The organism is Nonomuraea sp. NPDC049637 (genome assembly GCF_040675235.1).
In the GTDB taxonomy this organism is placed as follows: domain Bacteria; phylum Actinomycetota; class Actinomycetes; order Streptosporangiales; family Streptosporangiaceae; genus Nonomuraea.
On record NZ_JBFAOM010000009.1, the window covers coordinates 200,454 to 216,395 of the forward strand.

Below are 15,942 nucleotides of genomic sequence, written 5' to 3' on the forward strand. Positions count from 1 at the left end.
CGCCGGCGGGGGTTGCGATGATCGTCCGGCGCTGTCAGCATCGTCGGAGTGAGCACCTGGCAGCGCGCCTGGGAAGGCGTGCTCGGACTCCTCGCCCTGCTGGGCCTGGCACTCGTCCTGATCACTACGGTCAGTGACCGCCTGCTCGACATCCTCGCCCACGCCGGGCAGCTCGGCCTGATCGTCATGGGGTTCGGCCTGTCGCTGCGCACCGGCACGCCCAATCTCGCCGTGGGCGCGGTCGCCGCCGCGAGCGGCGCCTTCGTGGCGTCCGCGGCGGGCGCCGGGCTGCCGCTGCCGCTGGCGATGCTGCTCGCGCTCGTGCTCGCCGGGCTCCTGGGGGCCGCCATGAGCATGTTCACGATGCTGCTGACGGCCCCGGCCTGGGCTGTCACGCTCGGCGCCGCCGTCGTGTGCGAGGCCGTGGCCATCGCGCTGCTCGGCGACGGGACGATCCCGCTGGAGACCGCCGCGCTCTATCCCGGCCCGCTGGGGTTCGCCGTGTTCGCGGTCGTCTCGATCGCCGGCGGCCTGCTGTGGAACCGGCAGGAGGTGCGCAAGGAGCTCGGCGCCGGATGGCCCGGCGCGGTGCTCGGCCTCGCCGGGTCGAGCATGCTCGCCGCCGCGGGCGGCATCGCGCTGCTCCTGCGCCTCGGCGCGGCGCCCCAGGGCGACCAGGGGCTCTACAGCACCGTGTTCGCGCTCGCCGCCGTCCTCCTGGGCGGCACCAGCCCGTACGGCGAGCGCGCCGGCGTGGCGGGCACCGTGCTCGGCGTGCTGATCCTGGCCGTGGCGCAGGGCCTGCTCGCCTACCTCGGCGCCCCCCTGTGGGTGTTCCTGCTGGTCATGGGGCTGGTCGTGCTGATCGGCCTGGGCGCGTCGAGACTGCTCGACGCCCTGCGGACCGCCTAGCCCAGCGCCTTCTTCAGGAAGTCGACCTGGAGCAGGAGCAGGTTCTCGGCCACGACCTCCTGGGGCGTCATGTGCGTCACGCCCGACAGCGGCAGCACGCTGTGCTGGCGGCCGGCCGCGAGCAGCGCCGAGGACAGGCGCAGCGTGTGGGCGGCCACCACGTTGTCGTCGGCCAGGCCGTGGACCAGGAGCAGCGGGCGTTCGAGCTTGGGCGCGTCGGCGAACAGCGAGGAGTTGTCGTAGACCTCGGGCTGCTCGTCGGGGTGGCCCAGGTAACGCTCGGTGTAGCAGGTGTCGTACAGCCGCCAGTCGGTCACCGGCGCGCCGGCCACCGCCGCGTGGAAGACGTCGGGACGCCGCAGCACGGCGAGCGCGGCCAGGAAGCCGCCGAAGGACCAGCCGCGGATGGCCACCCTCGACAGGTCGAGGTCGTCGGGGTACTGCTCGGCCACGCCCTGCAGGGCGTCGATCTGGTCCTCAAGCGCCGGGGTCGCCAGGTCGCCCAGCACCGCCCGCTCGAACGCCGGACCGCGGCCCGGCGTGCCGCGGCCGTCGGCCACGATCACGGCGAAGCCCTGCTCGGCGAACCACTGGCTCTCCAGGAACGCGCCGCGCCGGTTGAGCACCCGCTGCGCGTGCGGGCCGCCGTACGGGTCCATCAGGACCGGCAGCCGGCCCGAGCCCTGCTCGTACCAGGACGGCAGCACCACGGCCGTGGCCAGCTCCCGGCGGCCCGAACGCCCCAGCGACACCCGCAGGTCGAGCCCCGGACGCTCGGCGTACGACGGGATCGGGACCGCCATGCCGTCGCGCCGCACCACCGTGGTCGAGACGCCCTCGGCGTCGAGACTCTGCTCCGACAACACGCCGACGCCGCCGGACATCCGCCCCGAGAACACCCCGGACCGGGTCGAGACCGGCAGCAGCGAGTGGCCGTCCCAGGTCCACAGGTGGATGTCGGTCGGGTCGCCGCCGCTGGCGCTGAACAACACGCTGTCGTGGTCGACGTCGAGCACCGACCGCACCTGGAGGGTGGGCGGCGTGACCGCGCGGTCGCCGACGAACAGCCGGTGGCCGCCCTCCGACGTGGCCACCCACACCAGCGAGCCGTCGTCGAGGTGCGCCGGCACGCCGGTGACGATGTCCACCCAGGCCGGGTCGGTGTCCTCGCGGACCAACGTGGACAGGCCGGTCGCCGGATCGACGGAGAACAGCCGCAGCGTCTTCTGGTCGCGCGTCATCGTAACGATCGACAGCGCGTGGTCGTCCCAGGCGGCCGTCGTGAGGTACTCCTCCTCGAACGGCACCGCCACCCGCGACCCGTCGAGCCCGAGCACGAACAGCTCGGTACGGGCGTTGGGCGTGCCGGCCGCCGGGTAACGCTGGGCGACGGCCGGACGGGAGGGGTTGGCCGGGTCGGCGATGTACCAGGTGCCGACCGGCTCCTCGTCGGCCCGCTCGACCAGCAGCGCGTCGCCCGACGGCGACCACCAGTAGCCGCGCATGCGGTCCATCTCCTCGGCGGCGATGAACTCGGCCAGGCCGTAGGTGACGGTCGGCGACTCCGGCGTGGCGAGCACCTCGCCGCGCCCCGAGTCGAGGTCCTGGACGTGCAGGGCGCCGCCGGTGACGTAGGCGACCTGCCGCCCGTCGGGGGACAGCCGGGGGTCGATGACCGCGCCCGGCGTCTCCAACTTGCGGGTCTCGCCGCTGTCCAGCTCGACGACGTAGAGAGCGCCGGACAGGGCGAAGGCCGCCCTGGTCAGCGCGGCGTCGGCGCCGTAGGCCACCACGCCGCCGGCCGCCTCACGGCTGCGCTCGCGCCGCGCCCGCTCCTCCGGCGGCAGGTCCTCGTCGTCGGCGTGGAGGGTGCGGGGATCGACCACCAGGCGTTCGACGTGCGTTTCGGTGTCGAGCTCCCACAGGCAGGTGACCGGGTCGGTGCCGGACCTCGTCCGCAGGAAGACCACTCGTCCGCCGTCGGGGGAGATCGTGAACCCCCTGGGCACTCCCAGGGTGAACCGGCGGGTCCGTGCCGACAGTCGCGGGAAGCTCTCACTCATGGGCTCAATCCTGCCAGTATCCAGCCATTGTTACGCTCATGACTATGACTGATCGCCGCCTCCTGCTCGTGCACGCCCATCCGGACGACGAGTCGATCGGCACCGGCGCGACCATGGCCAAATACGTCGCGGAAGGCGCCCACGTCACGCTGGTGACCTGCACGCTGGGGGAGGAAGGGGAGGTCATCCCCGCCGACCTCGCCCACCTGGCGGCCGACCGCGACGACCTGCTCGGGCCGTACCGGATCGGGGAGCTGGCGGCGGCCTGCCAGGCGCTCGGCGTCGAGGACCACCGCTTCCTCGGCTCGCCCGGACGCTGGCGCGACTCCGGCATGATGGGCGTCGCCACCAACGACCGGCCCAACGCCTTCTGGCAGGCCGACCTCGACGAGGCGGCCGGCGAGCTGGTCAAGGTCATCCGCGAGGTGCGCCCGCAGGTGCTGGTGACCTACGACGCCAACGGCTTCTACGGCCACCCCGACCACATCCAGGCCCACCGGGTGGCCCGCCGGGCCTTCGAGCTGGCCGCCAAGCCCGACTACGTCCCGGGCGGCCGGCCCGCCCCGCGCCAGGACGAGCCGTGGCAGATCGCGAAGTTCTACCACACGGCCGTGCCCAGGTCCGTCATGCGGCGCACGGCCGAGGCGCTGCCCGGCTCCGGCACCGGCTTCCTCGTCGAGGACGTCGACGACATCCCCTTCGGCAGCCCCGACGAGGACATCACCACCGAGATCGACGCCCGCCCCTGGGTCGGCAACAAGCGGGAGGCCATGCGCGCCCACGCCACCCAGATCACCGTCGACGGCCCGTGGTACGCCCTGTCCAACAACATCGGGCAGGAGGTGCTCGGCGTGGAGCACTTCGTCCTGGCCATCGGCGTGCCCGGCCGGCCGGTGCCCGGGCCGCCGGTCGACGCCGGGGGGCTCGGCGAGCCGCACAACCGCGAGAACGATCTCTTCGCGGGCATCCACTAACCTCGTTCCCCATGGAACATCGCAGCCAGGCGGAGTCGGCGCTGGGCGGGGCGGCGTACGGCATGCTGTTCGTGCTGGGTGTCGTGCTCGGCGTCGTGGGCGGGTTCACGCATGCGCTCGACCAGCAGGGCGGCGTTCCGTGGGTGGCGATCGGGTGGGTGCTCGCGCTGTTCCTCCTCCCGCTGGGGGCGGCCAGGCTCATGCGGACGAAGCTCGCCGCGTTCGCGGTCGGGCTCGGCTGGCTGCTGGTGACGATGCCGTTCACGCTCGAACTCAATGCCGGAGATCTGGTGATCTCTCAGGGTGCGGCGGGGTACGTCTACCTGTATGGCGGTTTGCTGGCTCTCGTGGTGGCGTTCATGTGCTCGCCCTCATCCGGTGGGGGTTCGTGGTTGTTGCGGGGATACCCACCTCCAAAGAATCCGACGTAGAGGCATAAAGTAACGTCGTGCATTCCATAGAGCGGCATGTGGACCCGGGAAACTACCGTAAGGTCGTCGGCCGCTTCGCCACGGGAGTCGCGATCGTCACGACCCGGCTCGGCGGCGTGGACCACGCGATGACCGTCAACTCCTTCACGTCGGTGTCCCTCGACCCCCTGCTCGTGCTCTTCTGCGCCGAGAAGGTGGCCCGTTTCCACGACGCCGTGATCGAGGCCGGGGTGTGGGGCGTGTCGGTGCTGCACGCCTCGATGGAGGACGCCTCCCGCTTCTTCGCCCACCGCGGCCGTCCGCTGAACGGGCAACTGGCCCGGTGGGAGCACCATCGCGGGGAGTCGGGCGTGGCCCTGTTCACGGGCGCCCTGGCCACGGTCGAGGTCGCCACGACGGCGGTGTACGACGGCGGCGACCACTCGATCGTGCTCGGCCAGGTGACGGCCCTCGGCACCCCCGCGGACGGCTCGCCGCTGCTCTACCACGACGGCCGCTACAAGAACCTCTGACCCCGCGGCAACCTCTGACCCCGCGGCAACCTCTGACCCCGCGGCTACGCCCGGCCGCCGGCGCGGCGGTCGGGCCGGTCGTGCCGGTCGTGCCGGTCGAGGGCGGCGGCGAGCAGCGCCCGCGCCGACGAGCACATGGTGTCGGCCGCCTGCTGCCGGGTGTATCCGGCGATGTCGGTGAGCCAGACCAGCGACTCGATGCCGGTCGCGGCGCGGATGGCCACTGCCAGGTGGTGGAGGGTCCAGGCCGGGGTGGGTGTCGCGGAGCGGGGCGAGGGCGTCCTCGATCCAGCCGACGGCCCGGCCGCCGCGCAGGTGCGGCTGTTCGGCGCCCGGTCGCAGGGACAGGCGCAGCGAGGTGCGCAGCTGCGGTTCCCAGTCGAGGGTGAGCCGGGTGAAGGCGGTCATCACCAGGTCCAGCCGCGCCGCCGGGTCGGCGGGCGGGTCCGGGGGGAGCAGGGAGGTCTGTTCGATCTGCGGGTGCGCGGCGGTCAGCAGGGCGTTCTGGTTGGGGAAGTAGCGGTAGGCGGTGGTGCGGGAGATGCCGGCCGCGGCGGCGGCGTCCTCGACCGTGGGGTCCGCGCCGCCGGCCAGCAGGCGGGTGAGCGTCCTAGCCGAACGAGAGGCTCTGGCCATCTCACCGGCAAGCGGTATCCCTAGGGGGTTGGCGCCCCGGCTTGGCGGTGTCTCTGGGAGGTGTTGGGGGCGATAGGGGATTCAGCCGTGGTGGGGAATGGGCCTGGTGAGTTGGGCCCTGATGTGAGAGGGCGGCCGCGGTGGGTCATGGGGGCAGGGGGGGCATGACCAAGGGCCAGGCGTTGGGGGCCTGGCCCTTGGTCATGCGTGGTGTCGGTCGGCGGTTACTGGGTGGGGGGCTCCGGCGGGGTGGGAGTGTCGGTGGGGGCGCCGGTGTCCGTGGAGGTCGGGGTCGGGGTCTCGGAGGGGAGATCCGTCGGGGGCGCGCACGTCGGGACGTCCGTGGGGACGTCGGTCGGGGCGCTGGTGGGGTTGTCGGTCGGGACGTCCGTCGCGGTCGGCGTCGGCGTCGGCGTCGGCGTCGGAGTGGGGGTCGGGGTGTCGCTCGCCGGTGGGGCGGCGGCCTGGGCCGGGGCGTCCGGGACGTCCGGGGACTCCGAGACCGAGGTCGACGGCGTGGCGGTCGGCGTTTCGGACGGCGGGAGCGGGGACGTCGGCGGGGCCGGCTGGCAGGTGAACGTCACCGTCTCCGTCGGCCCCGGCACGGTCACCGTCGGGCCGGGCACGGTCACGGTCGGGCCGGGCTGGGTCACCGTGGCGGTCACCGTGGCCTGCTCGGTCACCGTGGACGTCACGGTCGCCGTCGCGCTCGGCGCGGCCGTGGCGGTCGGCGAGACCGTCACGGTGCGGGTCGGCCAGGGAAGCGGCTTGACCTTGACGGCCGGCTTGCCCCTCGCCTTGTACGTGCCCTTGCCCAGCTTCTTCGTGGTCTGCCCGGTTCCGGTGGTGACGGGGAACTGGGCGGTGGCGCTCCTGCAGGACTTGCTCCTGCACACCTTCTGCTTCACGGTGAAGCGGGCCGCTCCGTCGTACTTGACGGACACATTCAAGTACGAGACGCCCTTCTTCTTGACCACCTTCGTCGTGGCGGTGTAATCCCCGACCGAGGGCGTTGCCGTGGGCGTCGCCGTCGGAGTGTCGGTGACGGGTAACGCCACCTGCGCGCCGGAAGGAGAATCGGTAGAACGTAGGGGATCGGTGGCTGATATCTGGGTGATCGCGACTCCGCCGGCTCCGGCCAGTGCAACAGCGCCGAGCAGCGCGCCCAGGATGGAGAATCTCATAATCCTGCTCTTGTGGGAGATTTCAGGACGCAGATCATTATTCCGACTTGTCAAGATTGGTCAAGACTGAGACGCATGAACAGGCGCCATCGGTTCCGGCGGGCGGTGAACTATGTGAACCTCGCCACCCCGCTCGGCCTCCTCATCTCGATCGTCGGCGGCGCGGCCCGCCGGCCCGGCCCCGACGGGCTCATCCTCGCCTTCGGCTACCGTTACCGCTTCCCCATCGCGGGCGCGTTCACGGTCGGGAACGTCGTCCTGACCAGGCAGGACGCGCTCGACGACCGGCTCATCCGGCACGAAGCACGGCACGCCACCCAGTGGGCCTGCTGCGCCGGGCTGCCGATGCTCCCGCTCTACCTGCTGGCCATGCTCGTGTCGGTGGTCGTGTGCGGGCATCAGGCGTCGTACAACGTGTTCGAGCGGCTGGCCGACCTGGACGACGGTGGTTATCCGCGCGCGCCCGTGTGGTGGCGGCGGCGACGGCTTAACGGCTGACCCATTACCCCGGCCTCAATGTTTCGCCTGGCCGCGGCGGGGGCTGAACCGGCCCAGCACGACCGCCGCGATGGCCAGGGCCGAGATCACCCCGGCCGACACCACCGAAGCCGTGGACGGCCCCACCACCGCCACCCCGGCCACGGCCAGGCCGGAGACCAGGGCGGCCACCGCGACGTACGCCCAGGTGGCCAGGCGTACGGCGCGCAGCCGCGCGCCCTCGGACGGGAGCGTGCGGGACAGCAGCCAGGACAGGGCCGGCAGGAGGAGCACCCCGTGCATGAGCACGGCATGGGCCGGTTTGAGCGCGGTGGCCACCGTGTAGGCGAGCTGCTGGTCGCCCGTCATCACCGCCACGACGCCACGGGCGATCATCACGCCGCCGAAGACCATGGACGCCAGCAGCGTGGCGAAGCCCGCCCGTACGGCCAGACGGGTGCTCGGGGCGACCTCCGGCGCCGGGCGGAAGGCGGCGATCGTCATGATGATCGCGATGACGATGAGCGTGATGCCGAACGCGGCCAGCGTGCGGGCGATGGCCGTGTCGAGAGGGGTCTCCATGTTGAAGTGCGACGGCACCCCGCGCCACGCCTGAAGGGTGATCAGCGCCACCTCGACCGTGGAGGCCACCGCGAACGCCCCGAGGACGAACGCGCGGGCACGCAGCCGTAACCACTGGGACACCCAGGTCAGGGTCAGCACGCTCAACCCGAACGACACCCCGAACGTGAACGGTTTGCGCCAGGACACGGCCCCCTCCCACGGGCCGCCGGCCACGACGAGCACGCCCAGGTGCGCCAGGCCCACGAGCAGGAGGAAGATCCCGACGGAGTACCAGAGGCGATCGGAGTACCGGAGGCGAGTCATGCGGCCATGCTGACAGCGGCCGGGGCCTCGGCGCGTCGGACCACGGTCTGGCCTTCGACTACAACCACGGTCGTACACCGAGCAGGCCGCCCTACCCCCGGCGCCAGGCCGCTCTCCAAGCAGGACCCGCCCTCAGAGGGCAAGGAGGCGCCCTCAGAGGGGACGAGGGGGGACGAGGGGGACGGGGCGGGGATGGTGGGGCAGGGGTGGGATCAGGGAGTGAGGGTGAGGGTGTGGACGGCGGCGGTCTTCACGGACTCCGGCTTGGAGTACATCGGGAGCAGATCGCCTCGCGCCCAGGCTTCGGCCTGGTCCCAGTAGTTGTCGTGGAAGGCGTGCCCCGAGGCGCCCGTCAGGTTGATCCAGCGTGACTTGTCCAGGTCCGACAGGTCGACGACCATGCGCATCGACGGCACCGCCGTGACCCCGTACCCCTTCTGCACGTTCCAGCCGGTCGCGTTCACCGCGTCCTTGTTGCCGGGCACGGCGAACGGGCCGCGGTTGAACAGCGCCTCCACGGGCGGGAGGCCCGAGGTGCCGAGCGTGCCGTTGACCAGTTCGAGCTGGTGCAGGTCGCCCCACTTCCAGGACTTGACGTCGGCGCCGAACAGCTCCGACAGCTCCTGGTACGCCGAGGCCATCGCCTGCCGCAGCATGTCGTCGCGGGTCTCGGTGAGGTTCTTGGTGGTCACGTCGTCCCAGAAGGGGTCGTCGGGGGCGGTGAGCAGGTTGGCGACCACGTCGTACCAGCGGTCGCCGCCGCCGGGCCACACCTGCTCGGGCAGGTCGTCGTCGAACGTGAGCATGAGCAGGTGCCGCCACACCGCGTTGTAGTAGGCGGCGGGGGCGGAGTCGAGCCCCTGGGCGTGGTTCCACGTCCGCAGCAGCTCGCGGGCCTGGCGGGCGGGCCCGGCCAGGTCCACCCGCAGCAGCGCGGGCACCAGCGTGCCGGCGAACTCGTTGGAGGTGTCCTGCTGGATGTCCGACATCGTCCCGGCGTCGACCTTGCCCTTGGCGATCGCGGACTCGACGAGCTCGCGGATGCGCTGGGAGCGGTAGCCGTAGGACCAGTCCTTGGTCAGCAGCGGCTGGTAGCGGCGGGGGTCGATGACGGCGTTGTTGGCCGTGACGATGAACCCCTCGGCCGGGTCCTCCATCGTGGGGAGCTGGTCGTAGGGGATGGGCGCGGCCTTCCAGTCATACTCGCCGGTCCAGCCGGGCACCGGCCAGGTGCCGTCGCCCTTCTCCCGTACGGGGATGCGCCCGGGCGCCTGGTAGCCGATCTTGCCGCTGGTGTCGGCGTAGATCAGGTTCTGGGACGGCACCTCGAACAGCGCCGCCGCCGAGCGGAACTCGGCCCAGTCGCCCGCCTTGTTGAGCGCGAAGATCGCGTCCACGGTCCTGCCGGGGGTGAGGGCGGTCCATTGCAGGGCCACGGCGTTCGCCTCGCCGCTGGGGCGGGCGTCCGTCATCACCTCGTTGATCAGCGGGCCGTGCCGGGTGCTCTTCACGGTGATCGTGACGGGGTCGCCGCCGGCGACCTTGATCTGCTCCTGCCGCGTCTCCAGCGTGACCTGCTCGCCCTTGTACAGGTACGTGTCGCCGTCCACCTTCTCCAGGAAGAGGTCGGCCACGTCCGGCCCGAGGTTGGTGAACCCCCACGCGATCTTGTCGTTGTGCCCGATGATCACGCCGGGCACGCCGGAGAAGGTGAACCCGGTGACGTCGTACGGGCACTGCTCGGACAGCGTCCTGCAGTGCAGCCCGGCCTGGTACCAGACGGACGGCATCTGCGGCGACAGGTGCGGGTCGTTGGCCAGCAGCGGCTTGCCGCTCGCGGTGTGCGCGCCGGAGACCACCCACGAGTTGGAGCCGATGCCCTCGCGCTCCTCGCTGCTCATCGTGCTCGGCACGGCGTCGAGCGTCGCGGCGGCCTGGGAGAGCGCGCGGACGCCGCCGATCCGCGGCTCGGCCTGCTGGTCGTAGCGGCCCCGGGCGAGCGCGCCCTCGCCGACGATCGGGGTGTGGCGGTCGTACGGGTAGCCGGGGTAGAGCTGCTCGACGCGCTCCTTTGGCAGCTTGGTCAGCGCCAGGGCGCGGTCGATCTCGTCCTCCATGTTGGAGCGCAGGTCCCACGCCATGGCCTTGAGCCAGGCGACGGAGTCGACCGCGGTCCACGGCTCCGGCCGGTACTCGCCGTTCTGCAGCTTGAGCACCGAGTATTCGAGGCTGCGGTCGGAGGCGTTGGGGTTGGCCTCCAGCCAGGCGTTCACGCCCTTGGCGTACGCGGCCAGGAAGTCCTGGGTCTGCCGGTCGAGGCCGGGCAGCTCCTGCTCGGCCACCCGGCGCCAGCCCATGGTCCGCAGCGCCTTGTCGTTGCCGAGCGTGGCCTTGCCGAACAGCTCGGAGAGCCGTCCGGCGGTGGTGTGGCGGCGGAAGTCCATCTCGAAGAACCGGTCCTGGGCGTGGACGAAGCCCTGCGCCATGAACAGGTCGGCCGCACTGTCGGCATAGATATGCGGAATCCCTGATTTATCGCGATAAATCTCGACCTTCCCGGTCAGGCCGGGCAGCCGCAGCGCCCCGTCCACCTGCGGGAACGACTTCCGTACCGTGTACACCAGGACCCCGGCCAGCACGAGCGCCAGCGCGAGAAGCACGGTCAACACCCGGGCGAACCACCGCAAAGGCCACGGCATCCACGCAAAGGGTCTCACCGATACCTCCATCTTGCCGAACTTGAACAAGTCTGGCAGTACCGGCTCACTGCTCCGGTCGTTTCAGGTGGCCGGAGCGGCCTCGCGCGCAGGGCTCCCGGTCAGAGGGACCAGCTCTGTCCCTCCGGGGTGTCGGTGACGCGAACCCCCAGGTCGGCCAGCTCGTCCCGCAGCCGGTCGGCCGCCGCCCAGTCGTTGGCCGCCAGCGCCCGCTCGCGCTGCGCCAGCAGCTCGGCGGCCCCGGCGGGCGGCACCCGCGGCTTTCCGATCTCCGTGGACAGGTCCAGCGCCAGCACCTGGTCCAGGTGCAGGAACGTCTCGAACTTCGACCCGGGCGCGACCGACTCGTCCAGCTCCAGCTCCCGCAGGATCGCCAGCGCCGCCGGGGTGTCGAGGTCGTCGTCGAGGGCCGCCCCGACGCGCTCGGCGTACGACGCGGCCATGGGCGCGCTGGGCGACTCCGACCACTCGGCCACCCGCGCCCGCCACCGCCGCACCGTGCGGTCGGCCGCCCGCAGGACGTCCCAGCCGAGGTCGAGCCGCTCCCGGTAGCGGCGCTCAAGGAAGGCCAGGCGCGCCGCCAGCGGGTCGAGCCCCGCCGCCACCACGTCGGACAGCAGCACCGCGTTGCCCGCGGACTCCGCCATCTCGCGCCCGTCGAACAGCGGGCGCTCGCCGTGCACCCAGTGGCGCACCACCTCGTGGCCGGCGGCCGCGTCCGACTGGGCGCGCTCGGCCTCGTGGTGCGGGAAGCGCCGGGCGGCGTCCCCGAGGTGCAGGTCGATCCGTTCGCCGAGGAAACGCAGCGACAGCGCCGAGCACGCCACGTGCGGGCCGGGCAGGCCCCGGCCCCAGGGCGCGTCCCGGCCCCGGTCGCCGTCGGCGGGCCGCCACATGGCCCAGTCGGCGTGGAAACGTCTGTACGGATCGGCGGCGCCGGCCGGGCCGGCGGGCTTGAGGTCGTCCAGGCTGGTGCCGGAGAGCTCGCCGTACGCCGGGAACGTCCGTACGTCGAAGTACACCGAGCCGTCCGGCGCCGCGTAGGCGTGCCCCCGCTCGACGAGCCCGGCGATCAGCTCGATCATCAGGTCGACCGTCTCGCCCGCGCGCGGGGCGTGCTCCGGCGGCCGCAGGTTGAGCGCGGCCGCGTCGTCGACGAACGCGTCCTCGTGGGCGCGGGCCGGCCCCCCGGCCGCCCCGCCGGGACCTGCGAGGTCGGCGACGTGCCGGCAGGCCACCACCCGGGTACGCCGCCCCTCCAGCACCCTCCTGACCAGGTCGGACAGCACGTACGTGCGCAGGTCGCCCAGATGGACGCGGCGGTGCGGCGCCGGCCCGCACGTGTACACGCGCACCGCCCGCCCGCCCGAGATCTCCTCGACCTGCCTGGCCCGGGTGTCGTGGATCCGCAACATCACCCGAGCCTAGCCCTCACCCGCCGAGGAAGCCGAGGATGTCCCGGTCCCCGCGCTCGCGCAGCCTGGCCAGCACCTCCTCGCGGGTGGCCGTGTCGGGCAGCCCGATGCGGGCCCCGATCAGCCGCAGCCCCTCCATCTCGGAGTGCACCGGGGCGGTGTAGCCGATGAGGTAGAGCGCCCGGTTCAGCGGCGGCATCGCCACGGCGGCCGCGGGCAGGTAGCGGGTCAGCAGCTCGCCGCCGTCGGAGACGGTCAGGAACACGTGGTCGCCCTCGCTCGCCTTGAAGTCGGCCAGCACGTTGCGGATCGACCCCATGGTCGGCTGGTTGTGCCAGCTGATCACCACGTCGCCCGAGGGCGTCGAGGCGGTCAGCGACCCGCCGGGGGCCATGCCCAGGTAGGCGGCGAACCCGGTCGGCAGGGGCGAGCCCGACCCGCGCAGGTGCTCGGCGTTGACGTCCACGCGGTGCCACCACCGTCCGTCGCGGGAGCGGAAGCTGCGCCGCGTCTCCGAGACGTCCTTGCGCGGCTGGTACGGCTCCGACTCGCCGGTCGGCGACGTCCCGGCCACCCTGATCCAGCCGCGCTGCGTGCGCTCGAACCCGGGGCCGCCCGAGTAGGCGCGCACCGAGCTCTCGCTCACGTCGTAGCGGGAGGTCAGGTTCGTCACGATCGTGCTCACCGAGGCCTCGCCGCCGGCCCGCTCGATCTCCCGGGCGATCATCTCCCTGATGCCCAGGTACTCGTCGCCGCCCCACCTGGTCAGCCCGTACTTGTTCCGGTCCACCCGGCGGAAGCGCTCGTCGGCGGTGAGCTGGTTGCGGATGCCGACCAGGCTGTAGTCCTCGCCGATGCGTTCCTGGATCTCCTCGGGCGACAGCGGCGTGCCCGCCACCGCCAGCACCGCCTCGGCCTTCTCGTTGATGCTGCGCGGCCAGGGCACCACGTGCCGGCCGAGCACCCGGAGCTGCGGCACGGCCAGGATCCACCGCTCGGCGACGTCCTCGCGGACGCCGAGCTGGGCCACCATGGACACCGCCTCGCCGAGCGGCCGCGGCCCGTCGGTGAACAACTGCCGCGTCTTCTCCCGCAGCTCGTCGGCCCCGCCGGAGACCAGCCACCCGTCGGCCTGCTCGTAGCCGGTCAGCAGCGTGCGGACGAACCGCCACGCGGGAATGCCCAGCGTGCGCAGGTCGCCGCGGTGCCACGGCACGGCGGCCGCGAGGTCGTCGGCCGGGACGGCCGATCCCAGCCTGCCCCTCAGCCACGTCACGTGCGCCACCAGCGCCGCCGCCTCCGGCGAGCCCAGCCAGGCCTCCACGTGGTCGCGCAGGTCCCGTTCGATCTGCCTGATCCGCTCGCGGGTGACCGAGAAGCGCTGCGCCAGCTCGTCGAGCGTGGCGCGCTGCGCCGCGTAGAGCCGGTCGCGGGCGATGGCGCGCTGCCGGTCGTCGAGCGCGGCGAACACCGCGTCGATCAGCTCGGGAAGGGGTTTGTCGGGCCGGGCCGGGACGGGCAGGGCGGCGGGCGCGGGTTCGAGCAGCCGCTCGAACACACCGGTGAACAGCTTCTGCACCACGTCCTTGCCCAGCGACTCCGGCGTGCGCTCGGCCTCGGCGGGGTCGGAGAAACGCAGCAGCGGCAGGATGTCGCCGAGCAGCAGGTGCCCCCAGCAGGCCACGGCCAGTTCGGCCAGGTGACCCGCCACGGTCTGCGTCCCGACGATCGCGCACGCGCGGTCGAGGGGGATCGCCTGCCACCAGGCCTCGGGCAGCTGGGGCTCCTCCACGATCGGCGCGATCTGACCAGGGGAGGTCCAGCGCAGGGGTGGCGCGAGGTCGCTCAGGCTGAGGTTCATTGAGGTCCAACCGGCAAAGGGAAGATATCCGCAGTTCAGACTATGTGATCAGGGGGACAGAAATGGGCTCCCCCTTCCGGAATGCGAGATATAGAGCATCGTTCGGGCCCGTGTGCAGGCGACGAACAGTATGCTCCGCTCGCGTTGCAGCGCTCGAGCCCGCGCGGCCGGCTCCTCGGGCAGCGATCCGGGCACCACGCCCTCCGCCACGCCGACGAGCGCCACCCGGTCGAACTCCAGCCCCTTCAGGTGCTGGAAGGTCGCCACGCGCACGTCCAGCCCGTCCAGGGCCTCCCGGGCGGCGCGCGCCAGCGTGGGGGTGCGCGCGCCGACGGCGATCTCGCCCTCCGGCACGCCGTCCGCCAGCCAGCCGCCGACCGTGGCCCGCAGCCCGGCCAGTTCGGACTCGGGGGTGTCGTACGCCCGGACCACCGGCCGCCGGCCGTTGTGCGTGGCGCGGTAGCCGAACAGCTCGGCCACGCCCTTGACCAGGCCGTTCGCCGGGCCGCCGCCGCGCAGCCGGACCACGTAGGACAGGATCTCCTGCGGCAGGCGGTAGGAGATGCGCAGGTCGTGCTGGACGGCCGGGATGCCCACCGCGCCGAGCGCCACCCGCGTGTCGGTCACCCGCTGGTGCGGGTCGCCCACCACGAACAGGTCGTCGTGCGCGTGCGGCGCCGCCGCCCGCAGCAGCCGCCACTGCGCCGGGCTGACGTCCTGCGCCTCGTCCACCACGATGTGCCGGTACGGCTTGCGGCCCGGCTCCACGTCGTCCAGCAGGTCGCCGGTCGTGATCGACAGCAGCCTGATCGCCTCGTCGGTCAGCTGGGCCAGCGTCCGGGCCCCCGGGCCGACCAGGGCGGGACGGCGTCCCTCCGCGTCGGCGACGATCCGCACGGCCAGGCGCTCGGCGTTGTCCACCTCGACGCGCTTGCGCACGCTCTCGTCGGCGATCAGCACGTCCAGCCGACCGGCCAGCTCCTCGGCCAGGCTCTGCGTGAACGTCACCAGCAGCACCGGGCCGCTGCCCCGCGCCGCCAGGTGGGCCGCCCGGTGCAGGGCGATGATCGTCTTGCCGGTGCCCGCGCCGCCCACGACCAGCACCGGCTGCTCGTACCGTCCGGCCGTGGCCAGCCGGTGCTGCGTCGGGTGCAGGAACGTGCACCAGTCCGGGGCCCCGAGCACCCGGTCGAGCTCCACCTTGTCGGCGGCGAACACCGCGCGGTCCGGGCTGCGCAGCAGCGCCGCGTGCAGGTCGTCGGGGTCGATCGCGCCCGTCTCCTCGTCGCGGGCGCGCCAGTTGTCCAGCTCGCGCCACGCCTCCGACAGCGTGCCGCCCCTGGCCAGGACGGCCAGCGGCGCGTACTGGGTGGGCGGCAGCAGCGGCTCGAGCGCGGCCACGTCGGCCTCGGTGGAGATCAGCCTGACCAGGGGCAGCGCGTGCACGTCGATGCCGAGGGCGAGCAGGTCGCCGTCGCAGATCTGGTCGAACAGCCGCGTGGGCCGGGCCGACCTGCGTAAGGCGGGCTCGACCCGTTCCAGGGTCTCGGCGTCCCACTCCTCGACGACGCCGATCACGGGGTTGACGCCGTACCGGTGACGCTGGGCGTACGACCACGCCTCCGGGTCGGGCCGCACGGCGAGCAGCCAGTAGACGTCGCGCTGCCGGACCACCACGCCGCGATGCCCGTCGGCCAGGCGCAGCGTGGCGACCTTGGCGTCCCGGCAGCCCCGCACCCGCTCGGGATGCGGGGCTCCGGACACGTTCAGCAGGAACCGGCGCAGCGCGACCACGGCGTCCCTGCGCACCGGCTGAGCCAGTGCGCCGAGCTCCCCTGGAAAGTCAGGGCCGATCGCGAGCCGCGGCACGGG

General features: G+C 72.6%; 13 protein-coding genes. 6 read left to right on the forward strand and 7 right to left on the reverse strand.

Features of this window, described 5'->3' with window-relative positions:
* The first annotated feature begins 48 nt into the window (after positions 1-48).
* A complete protein-coding gene (locus AB0J71_RS15585) occupies positions 49-912 on the forward strand; it encodes a hypothetical protein (RefSeq protein ID WP_364414613.1) in 864 nt (287 codons plus the stop codon).
* Here the strand turns inward: AB0J71_RS15585 and AB0J71_RS15590 are convergent.
* Positions 909-2,975 carry a prolyl oligopeptidase family serine peptidase gene (locus AB0J71_RS15590; protein WP_364414615.1) on the reverse strand — a complete coding sequence of 689 codons (2,067 nt, stop codon included), beginning with the start codon at positions 2,973-2,975 and terminating at the stop codon, positions 909-911. The two genes, AB0J71_RS15585 and AB0J71_RS15590, sit on opposite strands and share 4 nt — an antisense overlap.
* 44 nt (positions 2,976-3,019) lie before the next feature.
* On the opposite strand from AB0J71_RS15590, the gene mshB reads away from it, so the two are divergent.
* Genes mshB through AB0J71_RS15605 form a run of 3 tightly spaced genes read left to right on the forward strand, consistent with a single transcriptional unit; the run spans position 3,020 to position 4,892 of the window.
* The gene (gene mshB, locus AB0J71_RS15595) at positions 3,020-3,949 is read left to right on the forward strand and encodes an N-acetyl-1-D-myo-inositol-2-amino-2-deoxy-alpha-D-glucopyranoside deacetylase (protein ID WP_352325601.1); all 930 of its coding nucleotides are present in this window, start codon (positions 3,020-3,022) and stop codon (positions 3,947-3,949) included.
* Positions 3,950-3,960: 11 nt separating this feature from the next.
* The gene (locus AB0J71_RS15600) at positions 3,961-4,380 is read left to right on the forward strand and encodes a DUF6113 family protein (protein WP_352325599.1); all 420 of its coding nucleotides are present in this window, start codon (positions 3,961-3,963) and stop codon (positions 4,378-4,380) included.
* A 17-nt stretch (positions 4,381-4,397) separates the two neighbouring features.
* Positions 4,398-4,892 (forward strand): flavin reductase family protein, encoded by a 495-nt coding sequence (locus tag AB0J71_RS15605; RefSeq protein WP_352325598.1) that lies wholly within the window; start codon positions 4,398-4,400, stop codon positions 4,890-4,892.
* Positions 4,893-4,936: 44 nt separating this feature from the next.
* On the opposite strand, the gene AB0J71_RS15610 is transcribed toward AB0J71_RS15605, so the two are convergent.
* Positions 4,937-5,116 (reverse strand): hypothetical protein, encoded by a 180-nt coding sequence (locus AB0J71_RS15610; protein ID WP_364414617.1) that lies wholly within the window; start codon positions 5,114-5,116, stop codon positions 4,937-4,939.
* Between the two features lie 754 nt (positions 5,117-5,870).
* Here AB0J71_RS15610 and AB0J71_RS15615 point away from each other — a divergent pair.
* Both AB0J71_RS15615 and AB0J71_RS15620 read left to right on the forward strand, forming a co-directional pair.
* The gene (locus AB0J71_RS15615) at positions 5,871-6,524 is read left to right on the forward strand and encodes a hypothetical protein (RefSeq protein ID WP_364414619.1); all 654 of its coding nucleotides are present in this window, start codon (positions 5,871-5,873) and stop codon (positions 6,522-6,524) included.
* Between the two features lie 263 nt (positions 6,525-6,787).
* Positions 6,788-7,210: a hypothetical protein gene (locus AB0J71_RS15620; protein WP_352325594.1), complete on the forward strand. Its 423-nt coding sequence runs from the start codon at positions 6,788-6,790 to the stop codon at positions 7,208-7,210.
* Between the two features lie 15 nt (positions 7,211-7,225).
* Here AB0J71_RS15620 and AB0J71_RS15625 read toward each other — a convergent pair whose 3' ends face one another.
* The 5 genes from AB0J71_RS15625 to AB0J71_RS15645 form a co-directional block, all read right to left on the reverse strand.
* Positions 7,226-8,077 (reverse strand): hypothetical protein, encoded by an 852-nt coding sequence (locus tag AB0J71_RS15625; protein WP_352325593.1) that lies wholly within the window; start codon positions 8,075-8,077, stop codon positions 7,226-7,228.
* Positions 8,078-8,289: 212 nt separating this feature from the next.
* Complete coding sequence (locus tag AB0J71_RS15630) at positions 8,290-10,776, reverse strand: penicillin acylase family protein (RefSeq protein ID WP_364414621.1); 2,487 nt, start codon at positions 10,774-10,776, stop codon at positions 8,290-8,292.
* 119 nt (positions 10,777-10,895) lie between these two features.
* A complete protein-coding gene (locus AB0J71_RS15635; protein WP_364414623.1) occupies positions 10,896-12,209 on the reverse strand; it encodes a cysteine--tRNA ligase in 1,314 nt (437 codons plus the stop codon).
* A gap of 16 nt (positions 12,210-12,225) precedes the next feature.
* Entirely contained in the window at positions 12,226-14,070 is a 1,845-nt protein-coding gene (locus AB0J71_RS15640; RefSeq protein WP_352325590.1) for a sigma factor-like helix-turn-helix DNA-binding protein, read from the reverse strand.
* Between the two features lie 48 nt (positions 14,071-14,118).
* Positions 14,119-15,939 (reverse strand): UvrD-helicase domain-containing protein, encoded by a 1,821-nt coding sequence (locus tag AB0J71_RS15645; RefSeq protein ID WP_364414625.1) that lies wholly within the window; start codon positions 15,937-15,939, stop codon positions 14,119-14,121.
* Between the last annotated feature and the right edge of the window lie 3 nt (positions 15,940-15,942).